24 protein-coding genes and 2 pseudogenes are annotated in these 24,149 nt (G+C 43.0%); 10 read left to right on the top strand and 16 right to left on the bottom strand.

The annotated features are described in order from the left end of the window. A pseudogene (locus AACV78_RS03640) lies at nucleotides 1-383 on the top strand (thiamine-phosphate kinase); the annotation flags it as partial. 94 nt (nucleotides 384-477) lie between these two features. Here the strand turns inward: AACV78_RS03640 and AACV78_RS03635 are convergent. The 9 genes and pseudogenes from AACV78_RS03635 to AACV78_RS03600 form a co-directional block, all read right to left on the bottom strand. Continuing rightward, complete coding sequence (locus tag AACV78_RS03635; RefSeq protein WP_194010177.1) at nucleotides 478-879, bottom strand: hypothetical protein; 402 nt, start codon at nucleotides 877-879, stop codon at nucleotides 478-480. Nucleotides 880-902: 23 nt separating this feature from the next. Continuing rightward, nucleotides 903-1,940, bottom strand: a complete 1,038-nt coding sequence (locus tag AACV78_RS03630) for a hypothetical protein (RefSeq protein ID WP_194010176.1) — start codon at nucleotides 1,938-1,940, stop codon at nucleotides 903-905. Beyond that, nucleotides 1,927-2,262, bottom strand: coding sequence for a hypothetical protein (locus AACV78_RS03625; protein ID WP_194010175.1), 336 nt, complete (start codon nucleotides 2,260-2,262; stop codon nucleotides 1,927-1,929). The genes AACV78_RS03630 and AACV78_RS03625 overlap by 14 nt, the downstream gene beginning before the upstream one ends. A 148-nt stretch (nucleotides 2,263-2,410) precedes the next feature. Next, nucleotides 2,411-3,247 (bottom strand): Rpn family recombination-promoting nuclease/putative transposase, encoded by an 837-nt coding sequence (locus AACV78_RS03620; protein WP_194010174.1) that lies wholly within the window; start codon nucleotides 3,245-3,247, stop codon nucleotides 2,411-2,413. A gap of 25 nt (nucleotides 3,248-3,272) precedes the next feature. Next, nucleotides 3,273-3,866, bottom strand: coding sequence for a CHAT domain-containing protein (locus tag AACV78_RS03615; protein WP_194010173.1), 594 nt, complete (start codon nucleotides 3,864-3,866; stop codon nucleotides 3,273-3,275). A 20-nt stretch (nucleotides 3,867-3,886) separates the two neighbouring features. Beyond that, nucleotides 3,887-4,294, bottom strand: a pseudogene (locus AACV78_RS28640) (CHAT domain-containing protein); the annotation flags it as partial. A gap of 10 nt (nucleotides 4,295-4,304) precedes the next feature. Beyond that, complete coding sequence (locus AACV78_RS03610) at nucleotides 4,305-5,510, bottom strand: hypothetical protein (protein ID WP_194010172.1); 1,206 nt, start codon at nucleotides 5,508-5,510, stop codon at nucleotides 4,305-4,307. Nucleotides 5,511-5,940: 430 nt separating this feature from the next. Then, entirely contained in the window at nucleotides 5,941-6,963 is a 1,023-nt protein-coding gene (locus tag AACV78_RS03605) for a tetratricopeptide repeat protein (protein WP_194010171.1), read from the bottom strand. 236 nt (nucleotides 6,964-7,199) lie between these two features. Beyond that, nucleotides 7,200-7,760, bottom strand: a complete 561-nt coding sequence (locus tag AACV78_RS03600; protein WP_194010170.1) for a Uma2 family endonuclease — start codon at nucleotides 7,758-7,760, stop codon at nucleotides 7,200-7,202. An 82-nt stretch (nucleotides 7,761-7,842) separates the two neighbouring features. On the opposite strand from AACV78_RS03600, the gene AACV78_RS03595 reads away from it, so the two are divergent. Further along, nucleotides 7,843-8,055, top strand: a complete 213-nt coding sequence (locus AACV78_RS03595; RefSeq protein WP_194010169.1) for a hypothetical protein — start codon at nucleotides 7,843-7,845, stop codon at nucleotides 8,053-8,055. A 67-nt stretch (nucleotides 8,056-8,122) separates the two neighbouring features. Here the strand turns inward: AACV78_RS03595 and mutS are convergent, their stop codons facing one another. Next, nucleotides 8,123-10,750 (bottom strand): DNA mismatch repair protein MutS, encoded by a 2,628-nt coding sequence (gene mutS / locus AACV78_RS03590; protein WP_194010168.1) that lies wholly within the window; start codon nucleotides 10,748-10,750, stop codon nucleotides 8,123-8,125. A 494-nt stretch (nucleotides 10,751-11,244) separates the two neighbouring features. On the opposite strand from mutS, the gene AACV78_RS03585 reads away from it, so the two are divergent. The 3 genes from AACV78_RS03585 to AACV78_RS03575 all read left to right on the top strand — a co-directional run bounded on the left by AACV78_RS03585 (nucleotide 11,245) and on the right by AACV78_RS03575 (nucleotide 13,545). Beyond that, nucleotides 11,245-12,411 (top strand): zinc-dependent alcohol dehydrogenase, encoded by a 1,167-nt coding sequence (locus AACV78_RS03585; RefSeq protein WP_194010167.1) that lies wholly within the window; start codon nucleotides 11,245-11,247, stop codon nucleotides 12,409-12,411. Nucleotides 12,412-12,438: 27 nt separating this feature from the next. Next, on the top strand, nucleotides 12,439-12,654 hold the full coding sequence (locus tag AACV78_RS03580; protein WP_194010166.1) for an acetyltransferase: 216 nt from the start codon (nucleotides 12,439-12,441) through the stop codon (nucleotides 12,652-12,654). A 210-nt stretch (nucleotides 12,655-12,864) separates the two neighbouring features. After that, a complete protein-coding gene (locus AACV78_RS03575; protein WP_194010165.1) occupies nucleotides 12,865-13,545 on the top strand; it encodes an HAD family hydrolase in 681 nt (226 codons plus the stop codon). Between the two features lie 31 nt (nucleotides 13,546-13,576). Here the strand turns inward: AACV78_RS03575 and AACV78_RS03570 are convergent, their stop codons facing one another. Both AACV78_RS03570 and AACV78_RS03565 read right to left on the bottom strand, forming a co-directional pair. Next, nucleotides 13,577-14,737, bottom strand: a complete 1,161-nt coding sequence (locus AACV78_RS03570; RefSeq protein WP_194010164.1) for an AAA family ATPase — start codon at nucleotides 14,735-14,737, stop codon at nucleotides 13,577-13,579. 15 nt (nucleotides 14,738-14,752) lie between these two features. Continuing rightward, entirely contained in the window at nucleotides 14,753-15,541 is a 789-nt protein-coding gene (locus tag AACV78_RS03565) for an RNA ligase family protein (RefSeq protein ID WP_228042595.1), read from the bottom strand. Between the two features lie 144 nt (nucleotides 15,542-15,685). Here AACV78_RS03565 and AACV78_RS03560 point away from each other — a divergent pair, with 144 nt between their 5' ends. Both AACV78_RS03560 and AACV78_RS03555 read left to right on the top strand, forming a co-directional pair. Then, a complete protein-coding gene (locus AACV78_RS03560) occupies nucleotides 15,686-16,555 on the top strand; it encodes a prohibitin family protein (protein ID WP_194010163.1) in 870 nt (289 codons plus the stop codon). Nucleotides 16,556-16,740: 185 nt separating this feature from the next. After that, the gene (locus AACV78_RS03555) at nucleotides 16,741-17,160 is read left to right on the top strand and encodes a peptidylprolyl isomerase (RefSeq protein WP_194010162.1); all 420 of its coding nucleotides are present in this window, start codon (nucleotides 16,741-16,743) and stop codon (nucleotides 17,158-17,160) included. A gap of 71 nt (nucleotides 17,161-17,231) precedes the next feature. Here AACV78_RS03555 and AACV78_RS03550 read toward each other — a convergent pair whose 3' ends face one another. From AACV78_RS03550 to AACV78_RS03540, 3 genes are all read right to left on the bottom strand, one after another. Beyond that, nucleotides 17,232-18,377, bottom strand: a complete 1,146-nt coding sequence (locus AACV78_RS03550) for a restriction endonuclease (RefSeq protein WP_194010161.1) — start codon at nucleotides 18,375-18,377, stop codon at nucleotides 17,232-17,234. Nucleotides 18,378-18,381: 4 nt separating this feature from the next. Then, nucleotides 18,382-19,233 carry an adenine-specific DNA-methyltransferase gene (yhdJ, locus tag AACV78_RS03545; RefSeq protein WP_194010160.1) on the bottom strand — a complete coding sequence of 284 codons (852 nt, stop codon included), beginning with the start codon at nucleotides 19,231-19,233 and terminating at the stop codon, nucleotides 18,382-18,384. 66 nt (nucleotides 19,234-19,299) lie between these two features. Further along, nucleotides 19,300-20,424: a THUMP domain-containing class I SAM-dependent RNA methyltransferase gene (locus tag AACV78_RS03540; protein WP_194010159.1), complete on the bottom strand. Its 1,125-nt coding sequence runs from the start codon at nucleotides 20,422-20,424 to the stop codon at nucleotides 19,300-19,302. 517 nt (nucleotides 20,425-20,941) lie between these two features. On the opposite strand from AACV78_RS03540, the gene AACV78_RS03535 reads away from it, so the two are divergent. From AACV78_RS03535 to AACV78_RS03525, 3 genes are all read left to right on the top strand, one after another. Beyond that, entirely contained in the window at nucleotides 20,942-21,124 is a 183-nt protein-coding gene (locus AACV78_RS03535; RefSeq protein ID WP_194010158.1) for a hypothetical protein, read from the top strand. Nucleotides 21,125-21,290: 166 nt separating this feature from the next. Next, a complete protein-coding gene (locus tag AACV78_RS03530; RefSeq protein ID WP_194010157.1) occupies nucleotides 21,291-22,439 on the top strand; it encodes a cupin domain-containing protein in 1,149 nt (382 codons plus the stop codon). Between the two features lie 152 nt (nucleotides 22,440-22,591). After that, complete coding sequence (locus AACV78_RS03525) at nucleotides 22,592-23,599, top strand: ferredoxin family protein (protein ID WP_194010156.1); 1,008 nt, start codon at nucleotides 22,592-22,594, stop codon at nucleotides 23,597-23,599. 65 nt (nucleotides 23,600-23,664) lie between these two features. Here AACV78_RS03525 and AACV78_RS03520 read toward each other — a convergent pair whose 3' ends face one another. Then, entirely contained in the window at nucleotides 23,665-24,099 is a 435-nt protein-coding gene (locus AACV78_RS03520) for a GNAT family N-acetyltransferase (RefSeq protein WP_194010155.1), read from the bottom strand. Nucleotides 24,100-24,149: the final 50 nt, after the last annotated feature.

Raw genomic sequence — 24,149 nt, 5'->3', positions numbered from 1 at the left:
AGACAGGGTCGGGGGGGGTTAATTCCCAGATTTCCATCGCCGGAATGGATAGCAGCGATGGTTTAGCTGATACGATTGTGCAAGTTTGTCGGGCTAGCGGTGTGGGTGCAAAAGTCGATCGCGCCAAAATACCAATTCCTCCTATTTTAAGGGAAATCCTATCAACCGAAACAGCTTTAGATTGGGCGTTGTACGGTGGCGAAGATTTCGAGTTAGTGTTGTTTTTGCCGATCGCCCATGCTAAGCTATTGGTCGATCGAATTGGTGATGGTGCTGCGATCGTAGGAATCACTACCGAAAGCAAGGATATTTTGTTGAGTGATAGCAGCGGTATTTGTCCTGATGTGGGCTTAAAGATCGATCGAGGATTTCAACACTTTTAAATTATCTCTTAGCCGGCGGAGTCAGAAACCGGGTTTTTGGGAAAAATCATTAATTGTGGCGCAAAGATTTGGTAAAAACCCGGTTTCTTGGGCCTTATTGTTCAGAAGTCTCCCGCACTTGGGCCGCTTCCCGTAACATATCATTAACTGGTGGACGTTGGGAATCGTGCAATCTCCGAGGTTCAGACTTGCGCCGCAACCATCTCAACTGATTAATCTTCCACGCACCATTAATCCAGCCCATCAATGCAGAAACCAGAATTACAACCAAGAGACTCAACAACAGACTAGCTACAGCCGGATGAAGCACATCCCCTTTTTGAGGTATTCTGAACACTAGGGGTGTCTCGATATAACCTGAAACCGCAGACACCACAAGGCCTCCAGCCCCTAATCCAGTACCCCATATTTGAATAGTTCTTTCCAAAGAGCGATCAATTTCTGCTTGTTCGATATCCACAATCCCCGCTACCAAATCCACCGCAATCTTAATCAAATCAGTACCATGTTTAAAATAGCCTAAATCGCCCTGAATTTGTCGTTTAAAATACGAAAAATTTTTCTTAACAAAAAAATAAGTATTGTCAATTTATCCGTTGAAAATTGCCATTTATAAGCAATCTCATACAGCTTTTCCTGATAATTGTAAACATAAATATTAATCGTATTATTAAAATCTTCGAGATATTCTAACGCTCTTTCATAATTCAAACTTTCTCCAAGTAACTCTTTTAGTTTGATTTTGAGATAGGTTAAAGACTTATCTATATCGATATTTTCCGGGCAAGCAACATCATTGTTCGATTCAAAATCAGCGATTTTTGTTTGTAAGCTAGCGATTGTCCCCTCAATTTCTGCGTAGAGTTTCTTAAGTAAATCATAATTACTGCGACTATCCAGAAAAGCTTTAGTGATTTTATGGCGGTAATAAAACAGTTCAAACAAAGGTTGAATAATTTGCCCTAATTTTTTCTCAATATCATCATCAACCAGATAAACAAAGACTTGCAGTTGACTTTTTATCGAACTATACTCAAAAATTAGAGAACCCAGTAACTCAGTATCGCGGTAAAAAGGTGGACGGACAGATGCTTCGGGGAACAGATTATTTAAACATTTATCTGCAACTTGGCGGATGGAATCGTTGGTTGGATGTGAATAAGTTTGTAATTTGTAAGTAATAAAAATAGTCTGTCCTAGCCAATCTTGATAATTATCAGGAATTAGGAGATTATTTTCATTAAATTGTTGTAAATTTGTGATTGCTAGGCTTTTATTTTCCTCGGTTTCTGGGCTGCCAATTCTCGCTAAAATACCTTCGCTATCCTCCAGAAGGCAAAACTTAAAAGAACCATCAATTTTATTGGAATGCGAGATTTTTTTGACTTTAGTGAGGGGATAACCGAGGTTGGCTTGGGAAAAAATTATCTCTTTTTCTGGGCTAAAATGTTGCCAGAGACTATTAGCCCAAGTCCAGATTGAGTTAGCTTCGGTTTTGCTTTTCTGGCTGAGTTGGTAGCTGTAGATGTAGATTTGGGGATGGTCAATTTTGAGCATCGGCTTTGTCAATGCGTTTTTTCAAGCTTGCTTCTAGCTTTTTGATGTCGGGATAGGTATTGACGACTGTTTCATAACCGGGCGTGGCTTCTGCTTCTACATCATCGAGATTTTTTATCACCAGACTTTTAATTGCATCTCTAACATCTTTAAATTGTTTGTAGAGTGTATTGATAGCATCTTCTACAGTATCATTATCAGCACCAGATTCTGCTAAAGGGAGGACTTCGGCGAGCAATCTTTCGATGAAAGGGGGAGTCAAAATTGCCGGGGCGGTGGTAATGGCGTTATAGATTTGGGACAAAATATCGACTTCGTTCATAATTTTACCTCACAAATGGATGTTGTTTGAATGAGCAATTAGGCAAGTGTCACACTGTGATCGACTTGTAAAGTGCGTCAGTCTTAGGTTGATCGAAAAATCAGGGTTTTCGCAACTGACGCACCCTACTAATTTTAGCGTGGGTTGATTAATTTTGGTCGGCTTGTTCAGCTTGTTCTTTTTGAGATTCGGCGATAGTCGCTGTTACTTCAGCTAGGGGTAAGTTAAAGATTGTAGCAATTTGTTCTGTAGCCAATCCCAGACTAAACATTTTGAAAATAAGAGCTTTGTCTCGTTGTTTAGCTTTAGCTTGTTCTTCCGCTTGTCCTTCTGCAAAAACATCTTGATAAAATCGGGTTTGTTTTAAGTCGGTTAGGCTAAACATGGTGGCAACTTCCTCTCTGGTTTTTTGGGGTAATTTGTAAACAATGATGGTTTCTAGTAAGTTGATGAAGTTTTTTCTGGCTGTGGTATCCGATATTTCGGTTTCGGCTTGTCTGGCTAAATCTATGGCAAAGTTTTCGGCGGTGTTGTCTGGTTCGATTACCAGTTTAATCAATTTTATCGGTAGAGATGCTGTTTCTGATGCACTTAGTTCATTGATGTAAACACGGGTGATTTGTGGGAGGGCGAGCATTTCCTGAAAGTGGATGCTGTTTTCTCTTTCGGTTTGCCGATTTGGGTAGATGACTACCAATTGCCAAGGGTGCGGCGGTTGGTATTGTTTGAGATAGATGAAGAGTTCGGCAAACAGACGGTAGTAGAGAGTTGGATCTGGTTGAAATTGGACTTCTACAACGTAGAATGGTAGTTGAGGATCGGGAATAATTGGTAGAAATAAACCGTCTAGGCGAAAAGCTAATTGTTTGACTTCTTGGGATGTAAATTGGTATTGGTTGGCACTCTCGGCGGGTATGCCCAAAAGAGCAAAGAACACAAAGGGGAATTCTTGGAAAATGTTGTAAAATATGCTATCGGTTTTCATCGATTAAATTAAATCTTTCCTTGGATTATAATCCTATCGCACAAAACGCTCCCCAATGATAAACATCGCCATAGGGTTGTTCGTCATCATTGTAGCCTTTTAATTCCTTGAGGATCGGTTTTTTTCTATCGCCATCGAAACTGTCCGATTCCTGCACCCATGATAGCAAATCGGAAGTCGCGGCAGACTTAAACCAGCGCTGGGTATCGTGGAGGGCTTTACCGATGCTAACTCCTGGTTTGAGCAATTCATAGAATTTTACCATCATCAAGGCGGTGGAGAGGTCGTTGACAGCCCAAAGACTGGCTAGGGTTCCCATTGCTCCCGCGTGGATAAATCCTGTCGGTAATCCAATATAATCGGAGCGATTGTTGGTGTCAATTAGCGCGGTTTCGCAGGCGGAAAGCACGACTAGGTGGCAATGTTTGAATTGCAGTAACAAGATGTCTGCTAATGTTAGGCATTTGTTAATGTCCGCTGTTTTGCCGTCGCGCCATTCCACGTAACGATCAGAACCCCCTAAATCCCCCTTGCTAAGGGGGACTTTGACTGCATCTGACTCTGCTTCTTCCGATAGATTTTCACCCCCTAAATCCCCCTTGCTAAGGGGGACTTTCACAACTACTTCTTGCTCCCCCCTTAGCAAGGGGGGCTGGGGGGGTTCTTGATTTGAAACAACGGGGACTTTGACAACTTCCTCCTCTTGCTCTCTTGGTAAGGGGGACTGGGGGGCTCTTCCCCGATGATGCCGCCAGACAAGATTAAAAACGATTTTAGCGGATCGTCGGGATTGAAGGAGCCGTGACAGGAAAAGTGCGCGCAGTGGGCGTTTTGTAACTGTTCTAGATACTTTTCTAGGAGATTTATTTTACTCGCTTCATCGCCGGGGAGAATTTGACTGAGCGCGAATTTGGGGGCGATGCTGGCGACTTCTAAATCGGTGTAGCGCAGATCCGAGGTGGGGTTTTGCAGGGCGAGGAGTTGGTCAAAATTTGGGTGGATGGTAATCTGTTGCAGGAGTTGGCAACTGGGGCTGTATTGAATGCCTTCGAGGTATTTATCTAATAAGAATTCGCCGTCGGTTAGGGGTAGGGCGTGGAGGGGGGAACAGGTGCAGCAACCAGTGGGGAATTAGGATTAACCTGGTACTTGATGGCGGCAGAATTGTGGTGATTTGGAGGATGTCGGCGAGGCGCTGGAGCCCGGTAGCAAGTTGTTTTTGCCAGTTGGTTTTGCTGGTTTTGTAGGATTCTCGGTATTCAGCAACTAAGTCGATTAATTCATCGTGTTGACGATGGCGATGTACTGTCAGCACGTCGGGGTAAGTGACTAGAAAGGTGATGATTTCTGCGTCGGTGATGTACCACTCAATGAGGGCGGTGTTTGGGGTGAGGAGTTGGGTGATTTCGCTGAAGGTGATGGGTGCTAGGGTTTTGGGTATTTCCTGTTGTTGGGCGATCAATTCGGCAAGGTTGCGGGCTTTGTTGGCTTCGGCATATAAGAGTGCTTCTTGGTTGCTGGCGCGATCTAGACATACCTGCACCATGCCTTTGTAGAGTTTATCCCACTGCAAATCGTGTTTTTGCTTGCTTTCATTTTGCGATTCCAACTTCCGCAGTTTGGAGGCTCCGATTATGGCAGTTTTAAAGGTATCGTAGGCACTTTGGAGAGTTGCTGTTTTTTGGTTTGTGTCTGCTGGTTTTTCTTGGTTGATGTAGTCTAGTTTTGCCAGATCAGGCAAACCCAGGTTATTTAATGTTTCTACATTGTTGATCGGGAAAGCATCAAGGGTATAAACTGTTAAAGCTGCGTCAGAAAAGCCGATCGCCCGTTCCAGATTTTCGGCCCGCGAACCGTTGATTCTGTCACTGTAGGCATTAGCTAGGTTATTTTGAGTTTGAGCAAAGTTTTCGCTCCCTGGTTGCCGATTATTTAAAACTATTTGATAACCAGTAATGGCAATTTCAATATTATTTGCTCTACTACCACGGGGAAATTGATAAATATGAATACTCAAATTTTCAATAATGGCGACAATTGACTCAATTGCTTCGGTATTTTTACCTGCGATTAACCTCTGCACTACTTGCTGTAAAGTCTCGGAAAAATTGGCATTGAGGAGATGTTGCCGTTGTTTTAGTATCGGGTAAATTCCTTGAAAACCGCTAGAGCTTTCTTCTACTTTTAATAATTCTAGGATAAAGTTTGCATACTCTTGGGAATATTCACCTTCAGATTGGAGTCGTTCGCGGTTTTCTTCCATTGTGGGGAGTTCTGAATAACACCGACTTTTATTTTATCATGGTTGTGCGCCGTAGCGAGAAACCGGGTTTTTGCGAAGATATTTAATCGGAGGCGAAAATATCGGAAAAAACCCGGTTTCTGAGATTGTGCGTGTGGCGAGAAAGCGGGTTTTTGCGAAAATATTCAATTAGATGGGAAGATATTGGAAAAAACCCGGTTTCTGAGATTGTGCGTGTGGCGAGAAACCGGGTTTTTGCGAAGATATTTAATCGGAGGCGAAAATATCGGAAAAAACCCGGTTTCTGAGATTGTGCGTGGTGACGAGAAACCGGGTTTTTGCGAAGATATTTAATCGGAGGCGAAGATATCGGAAAAAACCCGGTTTCTGAGATTGTGCGCGAAGATATCGGAAAAAACCCGGTTTCTGAGATTGTTAAAGCAGCCTCACATTAGGCATTAGCCAGCTTCTTTTGAATCATTGCCCAATATTCAGGGAAATCCTCACCGGTATATACTGTTAAAGCTGCCTCATAAAACGATCGCGCTTTGGAAAGATTTTCATCCCGCGAACCGTTGATTCTGTCATTATGGGCATTACCTAGGTTATATTGAATCATTGCCCAATCTTCAGGAAACTGTTCGGGGTTACGAACAGTTAAAGCAGCCTCAAAAAATGCGATCGCGCGATCGAGATTTTCCGCCCGCGAACCGTTGATTCTGTTGGCGTAAGCAGCAGCTAGGTTATTTTGAGCCATTCCCCAATCTTCCGGGAAAGCCTCAAGGGTGTAGACTGTTAAAGCAGCGCCATAAAGGGCGATCGCCATTTCCACATTTTCCGCCCGCGAACCCTTTATTCTGCTAATATAGGCAGCAGCTAAATTGTTTTGAGTTTGAGCAAATTTTGGGCTTCCCGGTTGCCGATTATTCAAAACAATCTGATAAGCAGCAATGGCAATTTCAATATTATTCGCTCTATTCCCACCCGAAAAATTGCTAATATTAATGGCCAAGTCTTCCACCAGGCTGACCATTGAGTCAATGGTTTGGGCATTTTCGCCAGCAATTAACCTCTGCAATACTTGCTCTAAAATCCCCGGAAAACTGTCATTGAGGAGATGTTGCCGTTCAGCTAGCATGGGGTGAATTACTGCTGCATTGCTAGTGCTAGCATCTTCTGCTTGCAATAATTCTAGGATAAAGTTTGCATACTCTTGGGGACTTTCATCTTCCGAGTTATCGCCATCGTTGATATCGATTAATTGTAATAGCTGACTAATCAGATTTCGCAGGAAGCTAGCACCGTTTTCTCCTCCTTGCTGTGCCATTTTTTCTGCTACTAACTCGCAAGTTTCCAGAAATTCGACATCCAACAATTCTATATTATCTTGCAATATCTGCGGTTCCGATCCGCTGGGGCAATTCAGCAGGGTGTGAATTAGTTCTAGGTAGGCTTGGGCGCGGTTTTCTTCCATTGTGGGGAGTTGTGAATAATATCGGAATTTATTTTATCATGGTTGTGCGTGTGGCGAGAAACCGGGTTTTTACGAAGATATTCGATTAGATGCGAAGATATCGGAAAAAACCCGGTTTCTGAGATTCTGCGTGTGGCGAGAAACCGGGTTTTTGCAAAGATATTCGATTAGATGCGAAGATATTGGAAAAAACCCGGTTTCTGAAATTGTGTGCGGGTGGCAATTATTCAAAATCTCTAGACAAATAATGTGGCTACCGACACGCTAAAACCGGGTAACAAAGGACTGGTTAAATTATCTTCTTTAAATAAAGTCATCGCTAATTTCAAAATTCCGCTTTCCCGACGGTAAATTTCTACTTTTTGCTGTATGCGGTCAAATATCCAATATTCGCGCACGCCTTGAACTGAATATAATTTTAGCTTGGATTGGCGATCGCGCTTTTCATTCTCTTCACCGGGAGACATCACCTCTACCACCAACTCCGGTGCACCCGCCAAATGTCCGGCTTCATCTAATATCTGTGCTAAACGTTCATAGCTTACCCAAACTACATCAGGAATAACATTATCACTATCCGTCAAAACAAGACCCGGTACTTGGACAGCTTTACCTAACTTCGTCTGTCTTGACCAAATAGTTAATTCAACACAAACATTGTTAGCAACGTCTTGATGTTTCCAGTGAGGTGCTCTTGTCACAACCAATTCTCCTTCGATTATTTCGTAACGGTTGCCGTTATCGGGTAATAATTCTAAATCAGCGCTTGTCCAGCGAACTTTTTCTGTGGTTGACATAGTTTTGACTCCACTCTGTTCTCTTTTAATTATATACCAATCTTTTCATAATTTGGCCGCAGATATTGGCGGATTTACGCGGATGGACGCAGATAAATCAGGGGTTGGCGGCGAGAAATCAAGTTTTTTTAAGATTGTGCGTCGTAGCAAGAAACCGGGTTTTTGCGAAGATATTCGATTAGATGCGAAGATATCGGAAAAAACCCAGTTTCTGAGTGGAATAGCTTTGAACCACCGTTTTGCAGTAGATGCGGTTTCAACCGCCGAATCGTCAAGGGGGTATGTTACTTTATGAACCAGTCGGCGCAGGCCGACATCGTTTGTGTAGATGCGGTTTCAACCGCCGAATTATTCTTAAAGTTTCAATCATTAAAGATATCTAACTGTTGACCGTCAGACTCTTTTTCCCCTTCTTTTTTAACACCCTTCCGCAGCCCGATCGCAATTTTGCTATGTTTCTCAATCTGCCTCATCACCTGTCTCGCCCTCTCAATCACCGACGGCGGCAAACCAGCCAACCTCCCCGCTTCAATTCCGTAAGATTTATCAGCGCCCCCTGGCTGAACTTGGTGCAAAAATACAATTTGATCCGGCAATTCCTTCACAGTCACCTGATAATTTGCCACATTCTCCAAAATAGAAGCTAACTCATTTAATTCGTGATAGTGAGTAGCAAAAATCGTCCTAGCCCGAATCTCGCTTGCTAAATATTCCGCCACAGACCAAGCAATCGAAAGTCCGTCAAACGTCGCCGTTCCCCTGCCAATTTCATCCAGCAAAACTAACGATTGCGGCGTTGCGTGATTGAGAATATTGGCAGTTTCGTTCATCTCCACCATAAACGTAGATTGACCTGTTGCCAAATCATCCACCGCGCCGACACGGGTAAAAATGCGATCGCAAATTCCCAAAGTCGCAGCTTTCGCCGGCACAAAACTGCCCATCTGCGCCATTAACTGAATCAAACCAACCTGCCGCAAATAACAACTTTTTCCGCTAGCATTTGGCCCGGTTAAAATAATTAAATCGGGGCGGTTTAGCGATGCTTCCCGACCCAAAAAAGCCGAATTGGGGACAAAAAATCCCGGCGGTAAAGACTTTTCCACCACCGGATGACAACCTTCAATAATTTTAATTTCCCGACTTTCAACCATAGTCGGGCGACAGTAATCTTGATAAACCGCTACTTCCGCCAAACCGCACAAAACATCGGCCGCCGCCACCGCGCGGGAAACGTTGCGAATAATTTCCGCCTGTTCTCCTACCTCCGATCGCACTTTCGCAAAAATATCGTATTCTAATTGATTTAAATCTTCCCGCGCCGTCAGAATCCGCACTTCCCTTTCTTTTAATTCTTCTGTACTGTAGCGTTCTTCATTGGTAAGAGTTTGCTTGCGAGTGTAATCCTTCGGTACTTGGTCTACCTTCGATTTTGTAATGCTGATGTAATAGCCGAAAGCTTTATTGTAGCCTACTTTTAAGTTAGTAATTCCGGTGCGTTGCCGTTCGTTAGCTTCTAAATTAGCAATCCATTCTTGGTCTCCTGATGCACTCTGGCGCATCTCATCAAGCATTGCATTAATTCCCGATCGAATCAAACCTCCTTCTTTTAAATGAATCGGCGGTTCGTCCACTAAATGATCGTGAATTTTAGCTGCTAATTCTTCGAGAATTGGCGGGACATTTTGCAGCGCTTTCAAATAGGGCGAGATTCCTTGAGTTGCGATCGCGGCCAATTCCGGCAGTTTCGAGAGAGAATCGGCTAAAGCGACCAAATCTCTGGCGCTAGCGGTTCCAGAACCAGCGCGCCCTGTCAGTCTTTCGATGTCGTAAATTTGGCGCAGCAACTGCTGCAAATCTTGGCGCAGGGCGTTATTTTCTACTAATTCTTGAATCGTGTCGTGGCGGGCACAAATACCTTTAATGTTGAGCAAAGGTTGCAGCACCCAGCGGCGCAAAGCGCGGCCTCCCATTGCGGTGCTGGTTTTGTCGATCGCCCACAGCAGCGAACCGTGAAAAACGCCATCTCTGACGGTTTGAGTAATTTCTAAATTGCGCCTGGTTTGGTAGTCTAGGGTGAGAAAATCGGTGAGGGTGTAAGTGTGCAATCTTTGCAAAGCAACTGCTTTTTCTTTTTGAGTTTCTTCGAGATATTGCAGCAAACCGCCGGCGGCGCGCACTGCGAGGGAAAGGTGTCCGCATCCCATACCTTCGAGCGATCGCACTTTGAACTTTTGCAGAATTCTCTGTTTTGCTTCAAACAAAGTAAACGGAATTTGCGATCGCAAAGAATAGCAAAACGAATTCGGCAAACAATCGGGTAAATGCTCGGATTTCTCTCCTGGCCTCAACATACTCACCAAATCCGGCGCATTAGTTGGTATCAAAATTTCCGAAGGTTGCAAGCGCAGCAATTCTAGGGTTAATTGTTCTAAACTCTCGGCTTGGGTAGTGACGAATTCTCCGGTAGAAATATCAGTATAAGCCAATCCCCAATGTTCCCCAGCGATGACAACTGCTGCTAAAAAATTATTTTGTCTGGGTTTGAGCATTCCGTCATCAGTCAAAGTTCCGGGAGTGAGAATGCGGGTAATTTCGCGCTTGACTTGGCGGCCTTCGCGGGCGGCGATGGAGGCATCTTCAACCTGGTCGCAAATTACTACAGCATAGCCTTTTTCTACTAACTGAGAACTGTAGCGATCGAGGGCGTGGTGCGGCACTCCTGTCATCGGCACTTTGCCGATTTCTTTGCCGCTTTCTTTGCTAGTGCAAACAAGTTCTAATTCTCTCGAAATCGTCACGGCATCTTGGAAAAAACACTCAAAGAAATCTCCGACTCGAAAAAACAAAAGTGCGTGGGGATACTGTTCTTTCACTTCCACATACCGCTGCATCATCGGCGTTAGCTTGGTGAATTCTAGTAGGCGGTGGTCGGCATTGCGGATGTTGGCTTGATTGGGGTCTGTTGGGGTAGATGCAGTGTAAGGCATAAAAGGCGATCGATAAATTTTAATCTTTAACAACTTTAGCCCAAGCTCGGCTTTTAGCTATAGCTAATGATACAATTTTTGACGATTAATCATCCTCAAGCAGGGTGCGCGATTCTCAAGATGCACTCGCAGTTATATGGTTTGTAGTGCGGACTGAATTTTGCACTACGAACTGCGCGTGCGGTCGATCGAGCGGACGCGATCTCAGAAAGCAGCGACTGGCGATCGCCAAAAACAACCTCAGCCATGCCGCCGCGAGCTGTTAACTGATAACAGAAAAACATGAAAGATTATGCAATTTTTTGGGAAACTGAGCTACTTTTTTTATAATTTAAAACAGCCGAAAGATAGATTTATAAATTATACCTCAGATATAGAAACGTTCAAGTTTATATGATTAAGATTACAACATCCAAGCACGTGATTTAGCTGCGGATTAAATTGAATATTTAGAAGCAAAAATCTGCAAGTAGCAACAAGAGGAGAACGAAATAATGAAAGCTCTTTGCTGGCACAAAGCAAATGACGTGCGAGTTGATAACGTACCAGACCCAACAATTATCAACCCGCGCGATGCGATAGTGAAAATTACGTCTACAGCAATCTGCGGCTCAGATTTACACCTCTACGATGGCTTCATCCCGACAATGCAATCCGGCGACATCATGGGCCACGAATTCATGGGGGAAGTAGTCGAACTCGGCAGCGAAGTCAAGAACTTAAAAAAGGGCGATCGCGTCGTAATTCCTTTTACTATTTCTTGCGGCAGTTGCTTCTTTTGCAACCAGGATTTGTGGTCGCTGTGCGATAACTCGAACCCGAATGCGGCCTTGGCTGAAAAAATGTTCGGTCATTCACCGGCGGGACTGTTTGGCTACTCGCATTTAACGGGCGGCTATGCAGGAGGTCAAGCAGAATACGCGCGGGTTCCGTTTGCAGATGTCGGCCCTTTAAAAATTCCCGACGGACTTTCTGACGAACAAGTATTGTTCCTCACCGATATCTTTCCCACCGGTTATATGGCGGCCGAAAACTGCAACATTCAGCCGGGGGATACTGTAGCAGTTTGGGGATGCGGGCCCGTCGGACAATTTGCGATCAGAAGCGCGTTTATGCTGGGGGCCGATCGAGTAATTGCGATCGACAGAATACCGGAACGCTTGCAAATGGCGGCCGCGGCTGGGGCTGAAATCATCAACTACGAAGAAATAGACGCGGGGGAAGCCGTCACCGAAATGACGGGGGGACGCGGGCCAGATGCTTGTATCGACGCGGTGGGAATGGAAGCCCACGGTACCGGTTTCGATGCTTTGTACGACAAAGCCAAGCAAGCTGTGCGCTTGGAGAGCGATCGGCCTACCGCCCTGCGACAAGTAATCCTCGCCTGTCGCAAAGGCGGCACAGTCTCAATTCCCGGCGTTTACGGCGGCTTCGTGGACAAAGTGCCCCTCGGTGCAGCTTTCAACAAAGGCTTGACCATCAAAATGGGACAGACGCACGTTCACCGCTATTTGCGCCCTTTGCTCGATCGCGTTCAAAAAGGCGAAATTGATCCAACCTTCGTGATTACGCACCGCATGAAATTGGATGAAGCGCCCCACGCCTACGAGATTTTCAAACAGAAAAAAGACAACTGCATCAAAGTTGTGCTCACACCCTAACTAACAATTTATTCACAAGGATCGACTATGCTTTTACAAGAAAAAGAATCCGGCGACTTGGTAGAAATCCTCGATATCGAATCTTTAGTCAGCCCTACCCAAAATCAAGTATCGGGACGCATTCAAGCAGGTGAAGAAGAGCAAGATCCGGCAAATTTCCAGAAGAATAAATTGGTTTTTCCCTCCGGCGAAGTCCTGCCGCGCTGTTGGGTTGAGGAAAATTATAAAACTAAAGGTTTGTAGTAGCAACTTCAGTCCTGGATTGACTCATTAAGTCATTAAGGACTGAAGTCCTTACGACAAATTTAAGCACAAACTGAAGTCCTTACTACTAACTCAGGTTCGTAGTGGGGACTTCAGTCCTCGATTGACTCATTAAGTAATTAAGAAATGAAGTCCTTATTACTAACCAATTTTTTTACAAAAATTATCGTCAATAACAGCAAATAACCTATGAAATTGCAAGCAGTAATTCTCGATGTTGACGGCACTCTCGTACTCAGCAATAACGCCCACGCTCAAGCTTGGGTAGAGGCATTTGCGGCCTTCGGCTACGACGTGCCGTTCGATAAAATTCGCCCGCTAATTGGTATGGGCGGCGACAAACTTATACCCAAAATGGTATCAGGACTTTCTGAGGAAGAAGGCGACGGGAAAAAAATTGCCCAGAGACGCAAAGAATTGATTATTAACCGTTTTTCATCTACTCTCGCTCCTGCACCAGGTTCGCGGGAATTGGTGTTAAAAATGCAGCAAGAAAAACTGCGGCTAATTATTGCTACTTCAGCTACCGCCGATGAACTTTCGGGTTTGCTCAAAGCTGCACAAGTTGACGATTTGCTCGATGAAGCGACAACTTCTAGCGATGTGGAAGCTTCTAAACCGGAACCGGATATTGTGGAAGCTGCTTTGAGCAAGTTGCAGGTGGAAGCGAGTAAGGTTGTGATGTTAGCTGATACTCCTTACGATATCGAAGCTGCGAGCAAGTGCGGGGTGCCGCTAATTGCTTTTCGCTGCGGAGGTTTCGATGATGCTTCGCTTGCTGGTGCTGCGGAAATTTACGATAGCCCTGCTGATTTGTTGGCGCATTATCAGGATTCTATTTTAGGGGAAAAGCATTTGTCAGCCAGTTGATCGAATAGAGGCGATGGCGGGTGGATTGCTTCTATGAAGCGCCGCCCACAATCCATTCTACCTGATGCGCTTCGGTGCGATCGGGAATATCCAGGCGATCGGCTAATTTGTGAAGGATCGCTTCTGGTACTGTTGCTGTGCGCGATCGATTCCGCCGCCATACTTCCTCCAAGGGAACTTCGAGGTAAACAATCCGAATGCGCGCTTTGTAAGCCGCAAACAAATCAATCAATTGCTGCCGCATTTGTTTAGTTGTATTAGTGGCATTCCACACAAAAGAAGTTCCCGATCGCAAATATTCCTTAGCTCTTTGTTTTGCTGTATCTACAACAACACTTTGATTTTTATGTGGCGGTACACCCATCTCCAATCTCAGCGCATCTAAGGAAATCACAGGCCAATCGGGGAGGTTTTCTTCAATCCAATAATCTTTGCCACTTCCTGGCAATCCCGACATCAAAACAACTTCGCATTTGGTATCGTCAAACATTTCAGCATCTGGGTTGCCGTTATCTTTGCGGAAGTAGATAAATCGGCTGTGATCTGATGGGAATTGTCGCGGAGAATCCAAGCAATTATTTTCTTGACAAAACTCCCGAAATAGTTGTATTTTATCGAGCAATTCCTGTTTGTCGGCGCAGTGGCGCCCGCGCACGTCTGCTTCGGCTAAAAGTGCGAGGAAATCGCAGCGGACAACTTGACTAACTTTAATTACAGACTGCTGGGGGTTGGGTTTTTCCAGCAGCCAGATGGGTAAACTGCCGAATTGGACGATCGCCACCACTGTTTCCCGAATCTCAAACTGCACTGGTGGCTCGAATTGAGATAAAATTTGTCTCACCATTCTCGCACCTTGGCGGGCGTGACCTTTTGAGCTAATTCTGCCATCTGCTTCTATTTTTGTAAAGGTTGGTTTTGCGACATCGTGCAGCAAAGCAGCCGCAAAAAGCATTGAACGTTCTTGCAGGGGAAGTTGCCGCCAATTTGGAGAAGATATTAAGGCTTCGCAGACCATTTTGGTGTGAATAAAAACATCTCCCTCAGCGTGATAAATCGGGTCTTGCTGACATCCTTCTAAGTTTTGAATCCAATCAAAATGCGTTTGAATACCGTCCCAATTCAGGAACCAATCGGGCGGTTGGGGACAAAAGGGAAAAGTCCAAGTTGGCGAGGGCGATAATAGTGTATTCATAAATTCACCTGCAGGTTAACTAAAATTAAATAAATCTGTGCCGGGACGCAGAATATTGGGTACAATGGGACGATTCAGCCAATGTCCCTCCGCATTTTTAATAGCAGTCAAAAAGCTGGCACGCACGTATTTGTAACGCGCCTTTACTATGCCATCTTCTTCGATTTTAATATACAAACCCTCCATGCGATCGCTTTTATCAGTTTCTTTCAAACACCGATCCTCATCCCATCCCAATTCCCGACACTGCAAAACTAACCGTTCCAAATGTCCCGGCAAAATAAAATTAGATTTATCCATCAACTGCATCATTTGCTTCGGCGATTTCAAAACTCCTGAAAACAGCACTGGAACTGATACTAACGGCAATCCGCTTAACAACTGGCGGCGGGCTTCCGTGCTCAAAAATTGATTTTTTTCTAAGTCCAGCACGTCGTATTCCATAAAATAGTGCGGCAAAAAATCATAAAAAACAGTGTGTTTGGCATAAAGCCATTCGCCGTACAAAATATAACGATTTCCCAGCACTTTTCCCAGAGTTCCGCTGAGACTGAAACCCCACTGTTTGAACAAATTAAAATGTTTTTCTCTCGGCCCGCCGGTGAGATAGTGGCCGCGGCTTTGCAGCAGCATTTGCCCGTCTGGTGCGAAGCTGATGCCCGTATTTGCGCCGTCTACCTTTTCTTCGATGATTAAAGGGCGATCGGCAATAGCCCTAAACGGCACGCTGTCAAGGTCTTCGTCACCAGGCCCAAAACGTGAACCTTCGATATGATAAGTTCTGGGATATTTAATAATTGCCATAATCAACCGATTTTAGATTTTAGATTTTGGATTTTTAAGGCGAAACTATCCATTTTATTTTTTATATTTTATTTTTTATATTTTTAGAGGCGCATTCATTCAATTAAGCATTATAATAGATTTATCACAAAGGAGCGTGTTAAATTGAAAAATCAAAATTTCCAGAGCCTATCATCAGCACTCGCTGGCATTCTATTAGTAGTCGCGCTGCTCCTCGGCTTCAACTCTTTTGTTGTCATCAATCCAGGTGAGGCAGGAGTAGTTAGCATTTTAGGAAAAGCCACAGATGGAGCCTTGTTAGAGGGATTTCACATCAGACCACCGCTGATATCTAAGGTAGATGTGTACGACGTAACTGTGCAAAAATTTGAAGTTCCCGCCCAGAGTGCGACCAAAGACCTTCAGGATTTAAATGCGAGTTTTGCCATCAACTTTCGCCTCGATCCTACGCGAATAGTTGAGGTCAGAAGAACTCAGGGAACCTTGGAAAATATAGTATCAAAAATTATTGCTCCGCAGACCCAAGAAGCATTTAAAACAGCAGCAGCTTTGAGAACCGCCGAACAATCTATTACTCAAAGAAGCGAACTGAAAAAAGACTTTGATGCTGCACTGAAGGAACGGCTGTCAAAATATGATGTAATCGTGCTTGACACCAGCGTTGTCAACATTCGATTCTCCCCAGATTTTGCCAAAGCAGTTGAAGAGAAACAGGTTGCCGAACAGCGGGCGCAAAGGGCTGTGTATGTTGCTCAAGAAGCCGAACAACAAGCTCAAGCTGACATTAACCGCGCTCAAGGTAGAGCAGAAGCTCAAAGACTTTTGGCTGAAACTTTGAAGGCTCAGGGCGGCGATTTGGTGCTACAAAAAGAGGCTATCGAAGCTTGGAGAAACGGTGGCGCTCAGATGCCTAAAGTGCTGGTTATGGGCAGCGGTTCGAGTCGGGTTCCTTTCATTTTCAATATGAATGATTTTGAGGAAGAAACCAATCGCCCAAATGTTACCAAAAATTAAAATATGACTGACGGTAACAAACCCGGTTGCCTCAAAAAGCGCGCAGAAGTCCTACGAGAGTTGTTCGAGTATGCTACACTTCTGAAAGTCAAAATATAGCGACAGCTTAAAAACTGTCGCTATAAAAGCGAAGTCCGCAATTAAAACGCTGGCAGTACAGTCATTTTAGGAAGCAAGGAGAAATCATGACCCGCGCTATTATGGAAACCGACAAAGGTACAATCAACTTGGAACTGTTCGATGCGGATGCGCCGAATACAGTGAAGAATTTTGTTGACTTGGCGGAAAAAGGTTTTTACGACGGACTATCGTTTCATCGAGTCATTCCTAACTTTATGATTCAAGGTGGCTGTCCCAAAGGCAATGGAACTGCCGGCCCAGGCTACAAAATTAAGTGTGAAATCAACTCGAAAAAACATTTGGCAGGAACTTTATCGATGGCTCACGCAGGCCGCGATACAGGTGGCAGCCAATTCTTTATTTGCCATTCTCCCCAGTCTCATTTGGATGGAGTTCACACAACTTTTGGCCAAACAGATGATATGTCTGTCGTGAATGCAATCCGCCAAGGCGACAAGATTATTTCACTCAAAATCGAGCATTAATTTTCAGTAATTAGTGGCGTTTGTAGTAAGGACTTTCGTCCTTATTGCAAACAATATTAGTTGAAATTGAATCATTCATCTTCGAGGGAAGTGTCTAACAGTTCAATTTCTAAATTTTCTTTCTCGGCCTCATAATTAAATTCCAATCTGCTCTGCTTGATAATTTCATTTAATATATTATTTAAATACCCTTTGGCAACAGCTTCTTCAAATCTTTCGATAAGAATAGCAACATTAATTATTTCTTCTATACATTCCATGTAACGTGAAACTATCGCATTTATTGAATACTGTTTTCGAGCTTGCGCTTCAATCTTAGATTTAATTTCAATATTAGAATCTGAAGATTTAACGACAAATGTTATCGGATACTTTTCAATTTTATCAATGTCTAGGAAATATTTATTCATATCTACGGTTTCTGTCACCTGAAAAAACCGTCCCAGAGGCTTCATTACAAAATCAATCCCACCATCATTTGCATTTGTCCGACCTGTTTTAAACAGTTTTAAATTTTCTTGTTGGAGCTGATCAACCTCATAACCCCAATAAATCGATCGGTCACTATAGTAGTATTTTAATATACTGTAGCTGACGATCTCGAAGATTCTAGCATCTACCGTTGGTGCGAGTAGTTGTTTGATAAATTCTATTACTTGACCCTCTGTCAATGCTTGAGCCTCTTTACAAAGTTGAAGAAATTTTTCAAAGCTATCTCTCTTAGCTTCAACGTAGGCATCAATAATTTGAATTACTGTTTCCGCTATATTATGTACGTTTTCCTGAATTTTAACTTTTAATAAATTTTCGTTAAACCAATACCTGTTAGTTTTCGGATTTCTCAGAACAGGGATAAAGTCACAAGTAGGAAAATATCTTTTGAATTCTTCATTAAGTCTGTGGTTCAAAGCATGATTTTGAAGCTTTTGTCCAAACGGTAATTCGCGCTGTCTCTTAAAAATATTTGTATAAACTGCACCTTCATAATCTGAATATTTCTCGCTTTGATGAAATTTTTTCAAAAAATAGTCTTCAGCTAAAACATATATAGCGTATAAATTAGCAAAACTTCCTCTTGATTTTGAGCCTTTATTTGCCGATTTAGTTTTGATATTCAAATATTGAATTAGCTCGCTTACAGCAAATACTTGCTCACCAGAAAAACCAAAGTTTTCTTTTAAAATTTTCTTAATTGTTTTTGTAAATTCGTGTTCCATTTTATCAAAATTGTAAATTTAGTGTTAGCTGTTTTGGTGAATTTGCAACTGAATTGACTTCGGAGATTTGCTCCTCTTGATTGTCATCAGAAGTAATCTGTAATCTATTTAATCCTATTTCTACATATTTTTCTTGTAATTCTATTCCGATTGACTTTCTCTTAAGCTGTTTGGCAACAAATGATGCGGTAAAAGTCCCAGAAAATACGTCTAATACGACGTCTCCCTCATTACTACTTGCTTTGATAATTCGCTCTAACAAAGATGTTGGTTTTTGGGTAGGATGATCTTCATATTGGGGCATACGATATCTGACTCTCGGAAACTCCCATACATTACCTGGAACTTTTTGAGAATTATATACTGATGGTGTAGACTTGCGGTAATCAATTAGTTTTCTGACCGATCCGGTTTTTGCTTCTACAAGAATATCTGAGGAATTAAATGTATAATTTCTTTTATCTTTGACGCAATATAAAATTGGTTCGTACAGAGAACCGTAATATTTTTTTGCTTGTACGCCAGAACTGTCATAATACCACACTATTCTAGAAAGAATTGTCAAGCGATCGCGCAAATACAAATCGAAGTAAGGCATACATTGAGTGGATGCCATCAGATACAAACTACCGTTGTGCTTGAGCTTATTAATACATAAATTCAACCAGTTATAGCTCCATTCTAAATAATCGCTCTCTGATTCCCACTTGTCTATAAAACCATTGAAATTTTTGCCGATATTATAGGGAGGATCGGCAAAAATTAAATCGACTGAGTTGTCTTTAATTTCATGAGAAAGGACTTCTAAAACATCTCCCAATATTAGCTTGTGTCTGTCTAATTGAAAAATTTTCATTTTGCCTAACCTTTTCCAATCAATACGTCATTTTGTCAGCTAGAGTTGGATATTTACCAGAAATATTCAATAGAGTTCATACTTGAGCAAAGTACAGGGAATTGAACCATTGAAAACTGGAATCCGCTTCGATGTTCTGAGTCCCACCTGTTTACCCAACTCCTTATTTCCGGTCAAAATAAACGCATTCCAACCTTTAAAACGCTGCTTGAAAATATCGCCCAACATCTTGTACAAATCTCCCAATTCACTGGCATCTCCCAGCCGCTCTCCGTACGGAGGGTTGCAAATCAAAACGCCTCTGTCTGTGGGTGCTTCCAACTCGGATAACTCGGTACGAGCAAACTTAATTTTACCGGCAATACCTGCTTGCTGCGCGTTAGTGCGAGCTTGATCTAACATATCAGAATCGCGATCGCACCCTGCAATCATTTCTGGAAGCTCTGGCAATTCGCTGCTCTCTGCTTCGGCCCACAATTTATCCCACAAAGGCTCGTCAAAATCCCGCCAAGTCATAAATCCAAACTTTTCTCGAAACAATCCCGGTGCAATATTCAAGGCTTTTAAACTCGCTTCCAAAGGCAAAGTTCCAGAACCGCACATCGGGTCTAAAAACGGCAAATCTGGTGTCCATTCTGCCATTTCTAACAACGCCGCAGCGAGGGTTTCTTTGAGAGGAGCCAGCCCCATTGCCGGCCGGTATCCCCGCCGGTGCAAACTGCCGCCAGAGCTGTCTAAACTCAAAATAGCGCGGTCTCGATGGATGTGAAGGTTAATTAGTAAGTCGGGACTTTCGATATCAACACTAGAACGCTTGTTAAATTGGTGGCGCTGTTGGTCGGCGATCGCATTTTTGACCTGCAAAGCTGTAAAGTGTGTGTGGTTCAACTTATCGTTGCCACCTGTACAGTTGACTGCTAAGGTATTATCAGGATTTAGATATTCGTCCCAAGGGATTTTCTGCACTTCGCGGTAGAGCATATTGGAGTCGTAACACCGGAATTCGGCTATGGGAACAAGCACTCGAAAAATTGTTCTCGACCAAAGATTGACGCGGTACAATAAAGCGCGATCGCCCGCAAAGTAAACTCCAGTAAAATCGGGCTTGACATCCTGCGCGCCTAGGCTTTCTAATTCTTGGGCGGCAATTGTTTCTAAACCGCGCGCAACTGTAGCAAAATATTGATTCATTGATAATTACGAAGGAAGAAGGAAGAAGGAAGAAGTAAGAAGGAAGAAGGAAGAGGGAACCAACAGCTATCTGTGTATCCGTGATTTCTGGATCGTGAAGAAAGGTAATTGGGAACTACTTATGCTTCATTTGTCTTTCTCGATCGCCCTTCATTTAGATAGTAGCTCGTTTTCATCCTAACTCTCACAAACAATACTCTACCTTAAGGTAGATGCTGGAAATCAAAAAACTGATAATTTACAGGATAATTTCTCAACAGGCGATCGCCCGCCTAGTCCTGTAGCGAAAAGGGCGAAAAGGGCGATCGTCCTTTTCGCTTAAACTCCAGAATCTAGCAGCAGAGCGGATTCACGCTTAATTTTCACCAGCACGAGCAACTGCTGCGAATTACCCAAGTATTCTCTTTATTGAAAAGTATTCTTAACTACTTGCACAGTTTATTAACTTCATGTTACGCTTTTAGTCAAAGTTGAGAATTCAAACCCTAACGTCACAGTCAGGGAAAATTTCAGCTCAATGGGTGTAATACAACAATTAGAGGCCATTATGTCAAAGCAAATCAACGGATCGGCTCTCAAACTGTCCCGCGCTAGCAAAATCCAAGTAGAAGTCAAGGAAATTGCCAAGCACGCCACAGCTAAAAACATCTCTTCTACCCTCAATGTTGATGCCGATGGTAGCGATGTTACCAACGAGTAATTGCAGGTTTTTCCGTTAGACTTCGCCTCCCCAAACAAGAAGTAATAGATTTTATTTTTTGATATCGGGAAATCTGGAATAATTGAGGACAAGCGCAAAGTGTTGTCCTCAATTATTTAATTGCTAAAAGCTTATTGATAATTTTTATCGTTTATTTTTAAAATTTATGCGCTCGCTCGCCCATCTCCTCAAACCATACAATCTCGAAGATTTTCTCAATAACAACTGGACAAACAAAGCAGTTGCGATTAAAAGCGAAGGCAAAAAAGACTTTGCACACCTATTTTCCTGGGAAAAACTCAACCACCTGCTCAACTTTTACCAATTAAAATATCCCGACATTCGGTTAGCAGTAGAAGGAAAAGTTCTCGACGAAAGCGAAAACGCCAATCTCATCAAATTGTGCCAATCGGGAGCAACTTTAATCCTCAATCAAGTCCACAAACTAATACCAGAAATAGCTGAATTTGCAGCAGAATTTAAAGCAGACTTGGGTTATGGAAACCAAGTAAATGCCTACTGTTCTTGGCCGGAAAAACAGGGTTTCTCCTCCCACTACGACACCCACGAAGTTTTTATCTTGCAGACAGACGGAATCAAACAGTGGTACGTCTTTGCCGACACAATTAAATACCCGCTGACAGACCAAAAATCCTCGAGTTTTTCGCCGCCAGAAACCCCACCCTATTTAACCTGCACCTTGCACCCCGGCGACGTGCTTTACATACCGCGCGGACATTGGCATTATGCAATTGCTTCCGACGAACCGTCGCTGCATTTAACACTAGGCATTCACTGCAAAACCGGAATTGACTTGTTAGAATGGTTGGTGGGCGAATTGCGACAACAATCAGAGTGGCGGCAAAGTTTACCGCTGCGAATAAATCAAGATTCAATCGATACAAGTGTAAATAATTTAATTGCCCAATTGCAGGGCTACGCAAACAGTAAAAATCTGGGAGAAGAGTACAGCAGCTACCTAGATAGTTTAGCAAAACCTGTAGCGAAATACTCTCTCCCTTCTCAAGCAGGGTTCAATATTTTTCCCTGCGGCATTCAAACTAAATATAGAATTCCCAAATTTCAGCGGGTGAGAATTAGCGAATTGCCTGACGGGGACGGATACAAAATCGTTGTGGGAGGCAAAGAAGTCTCTCTGAGAGGAGTCACAGCTAAATTTACGGACACTTTATTTAGTACAGAATTTTTTACAGGAGAAGATGTGATGGATTGGTTGCCGGATTGTGATTGGGAAATAGATGTAATGCCGCTTTTGTCGAGGCTAGTTGTTGAAGGAATTATTTTTGTTAGTTAAAACTATAGAAAAGTAATATAGCCTTTCAAGCTCTCATCTGAGGTACTATTCGGCATAGGGCATAGGGCTATCCTCACCACGCTTGAGAACCGCTATAACTGCGATAATTTTGTTTTTAAAATAGTAATTTATGACACACAATGAGGTATGACATGACGAATAGTTTTTTTTGCGCCGATGCTTCTAAATGCGTTGAAGAAGATATTATTGGTAGCGGTACTAATTACCAAACCTATGTATTAATTGAATGCTGTTTGCCTTGGGAATCAGAAGCTTTTAATTCTCAGCAAATTCCCCAGAATCTCAGGGATTTGGTGAACCAAGTAGAGAATTTAAAGCAAAAAATTAGATTTTTGTTAATCAATAGTGAATCAACTAAATTTGCAGATAGGCGCAAAATTTTGATTTACGACAATCAAAGCCAAGATGTTTTTGGCGGTTACGAAAAACACGAATTTAATGTTAATAACATTGAAGAAGTGGCGGAAGTTGTCAGAAGCTATTTAGCTGGAGAAGTCCCAGATGGCGAAACCGAAAATCAGCCAAGTAGAGATATTTTGGTTTGCACTCACGGGAGTCATGATAGATGTTGCGCGAGATATGGCAATCCTTTTTATGCCCGAGCAAAAGCTGTGGTTTCCGAGTTAGAATTGAGTGATGTTCGTGTTTGGAAATCCAGCCACTTTGGCGGACACCGCATGGCACCGACTGCGATTGATTTGCCTGATGGTAGATATTACGGAAATCTCGATCGCACTTCGTTCAAATCTATTCTAACGCGCAGTGGCGATATTGAATGTTTGAATAAGGTTTATCGGGGTTCGGGAGTTTTGCCGAATGCAATTCAGGTTTTGGAACGAGAGTTAATCATGCGCTACGGTTGGGATTGGTTCAACTACAAAGTTGCGGGCCGCATTGTTGAGAAATATCCAGAAAATAATGCTTTCTTGGCTGAAATTACCTTTGAGAAAGCGGATGGTACTTATAGTTATCGTGCTGATTTGATGAAAGATGAAACTAAAACTGTTCGACTCAAAGGTTCTTGTGGTGCTCAAAAAGAGTCGGAATTTGTCAAGTATTCTGTAGAAAATCTCCATTTTTACTCGAAGAAGGAGGAGTTAATATTTGTAGGCTACCATCTTTATAATTCGGCGATTTAAATCGCTTCTTGTCAAACTTTCGTCCCAGCAGAGGGGACTGAAGAATGAAAAATTAGGGTGTGCGATTAGATTTCTAGCTGCATGAATACGTGCGGAATCCCCAGGAAATCAGAGGGATTGCCTTCTTCGGTAAATCCGATTCTTTGATAGAATTTAATGGCGTTAATTCGAGATTTAAGTCTTAAAGTTTTGAGATTTTTTGCTTGAGCTTTGACGATTAAGTTTTCAATTAATTTAGTGCCGATTCCCTGATTTTGAAATTCAGGAAGTACCGCAACGTAGCTGATGCTTCCTAGTCCTGGGGATGATTCGCGCAGTCGGGCTGAAGCAATGATTTTGCGATCGCACATTCCAATTAAATGCACAGCGCCATCTTCGCGATCGTCCCTTTCGCTGCCCTTTTCCATCCCTAGGGGCGATCGCAAAACCAACCACCGCTGGTAAAACATCTCTTCTAATTCTTGTGCGTTTTGAACTTCGCGGATGTGTATTTGAGGCATTTTTTGATTAAATTAAATTTATAAAAATACTATAGCTGTCCTTGCAGGGG

The sequence above is a fragment of the Tychonema sp. LEGE 07196 genome (assembly GCF_963890365.1).
Classification (GTDB): Bacteria; Cyanobacteriota; Cyanobacteriia; order Cyanobacteriales; family Microcoleaceae; genus Microcoleus.
Note: the sequence above shows the minus strand (reverse complement) of the source record. Positions and strands in the feature narration are given on the sequence as shown.

What these genes read in the sequence shown, in the direction of transcription:
- AACV78_RS03630 (WP_194010176.1), bottom strand. Translation starts at nt 1,940, where the DNA reads ATGCTCAAAATTGACCATCCCCAAATCTACATCTACAGCTACCAACTC.
- AACV78_RS03625 (WP_194010175.1), bottom strand. Translation starts at nt 2,262, where the DNA reads ATGAACGAAGTCGATATTTTGTCCCAAATCTATAACGCCATTACCACC.
- AACV78_RS03620 (WP_194010174.1), bottom strand. Translation starts at nt 3,247, where the DNA reads ATGAAAACCGATAGCATATTTTACAACATTTTCCAAGAATTCCCCTTT.
- AACV78_RS03610 (WP_194010172.1), bottom strand. Translation starts at nt 5,510, where the DNA reads ATGGAAGAAAACCGCGAACGACTCCAATCTGAAGGTGAATATTCCCAA.
- AACV78_RS03605 (WP_194010171.1), bottom strand. Translation starts at nt 6,963, where the DNA reads ATGGAAGAAAACCGCGCCCAAGCCTACCTAGAACTAATTCACACCCTG.
- AACV78_RS03600 (WP_194010170.1), bottom strand. Translation starts at nt 7,760, where the DNA reads ATGTCAACCACAGAAAAAGTTCGCTGGACAAGCGCTGATTTAGAATTA.
- AACV78_RS03595 (WP_194010169.1), top strand. Translation starts at nt 7,843, where the DNA reads ATGGACGCAGATAAATCAGGGGTTGGCGGCGAGAAATCAAGTTTTTTT.
- mutS (WP_194010168.1), bottom strand. Translation starts at nt 10,750, where the DNA reads ATGCCTTACACTGCATCTACCCCAACAGACCCCAATCAAGCCAACATC.
- AACV78_RS03585 (WP_194010167.1), top strand. Translation starts at nt 11,245, where the DNA reads ATGAAAGCTCTTTGCTGGCACAAAGCAAATGACGTGCGAGTTGATAAC.
- AACV78_RS03580 (WP_194010166.1), top strand. Translation starts at nt 12,439, where the DNA reads ATGCTTTTACAAGAAAAAGAATCCGGCGACTTGGTAGAAATCCTCGAT.
- AACV78_RS03575 (WP_194010165.1), top strand. Translation starts at nt 12,865, where the DNA reads ATGAAATTGCAAGCAGTAATTCTCGATGTTGACGGCACTCTCGTACTC.
- AACV78_RS03570 (WP_194010164.1), bottom strand. Translation starts at nt 14,737, where the DNA reads ATGAATACACTATTATCGCCCTCGCCAACTTGGACTTTTCCCTTTTGT.
- AACV78_RS03565 (WP_228042595.1), bottom strand. Translation starts at nt 15,541, where the DNA reads ATGGCAATTATTAAATATCCCAGAACTTATCATATCGAAGGTTCACGT.
- AACV78_RS03555 (WP_194010162.1), top strand. Translation starts at nt 16,741, where the DNA reads ATGACCCGCGCTATTATGGAAACCGACAAAGGTACAATCAACTTGGAA.
- AACV78_RS03550 (WP_194010161.1), bottom strand. Translation starts at nt 18,377, where the DNA reads ATGGAACACGAATTTACAAAAACAATTAAGAAAATTTTAAAAGAAAAC.
- yhdJ (WP_194010160.1), bottom strand. Translation starts at nt 19,233, where the DNA reads ATGAAAATTTTTCAATTAGACAGACACAAGCTAATATTGGGAGATGTT.
- AACV78_RS03540 (WP_194010159.1), bottom strand. Translation starts at nt 20,424, where the DNA reads ATGAATCAATATTTTGCTACAGTTGCGCGCGGTTTAGAAACAATTGCC.
- AACV78_RS03535 (WP_194010158.1), top strand. Translation starts at nt 20,942, where the DNA reads ATGGGTGTAATACAACAATTAGAGGCCATTATGTCAAAGCAAATCAAC.
- AACV78_RS03530 (WP_194010157.1), top strand. Translation starts at nt 21,291, where the DNA reads ATGCGCTCGCTCGCCCATCTCCTCAAACCATACAATCTCGAAGATTTT.
- AACV78_RS03525 (WP_194010156.1), top strand. Translation starts at nt 22,592, where the DNA reads ATGACGAATAGTTTTTTTTGCGCCGATGCTTCTAAATGCGTTGAAGAA.
- AACV78_RS03520 (WP_194010155.1), bottom strand. Translation starts at nt 24,099, where the DNA reads ATGCCTCAAATACACATCCGCGAAGTTCAAAACGCACAAGAATTAGAA.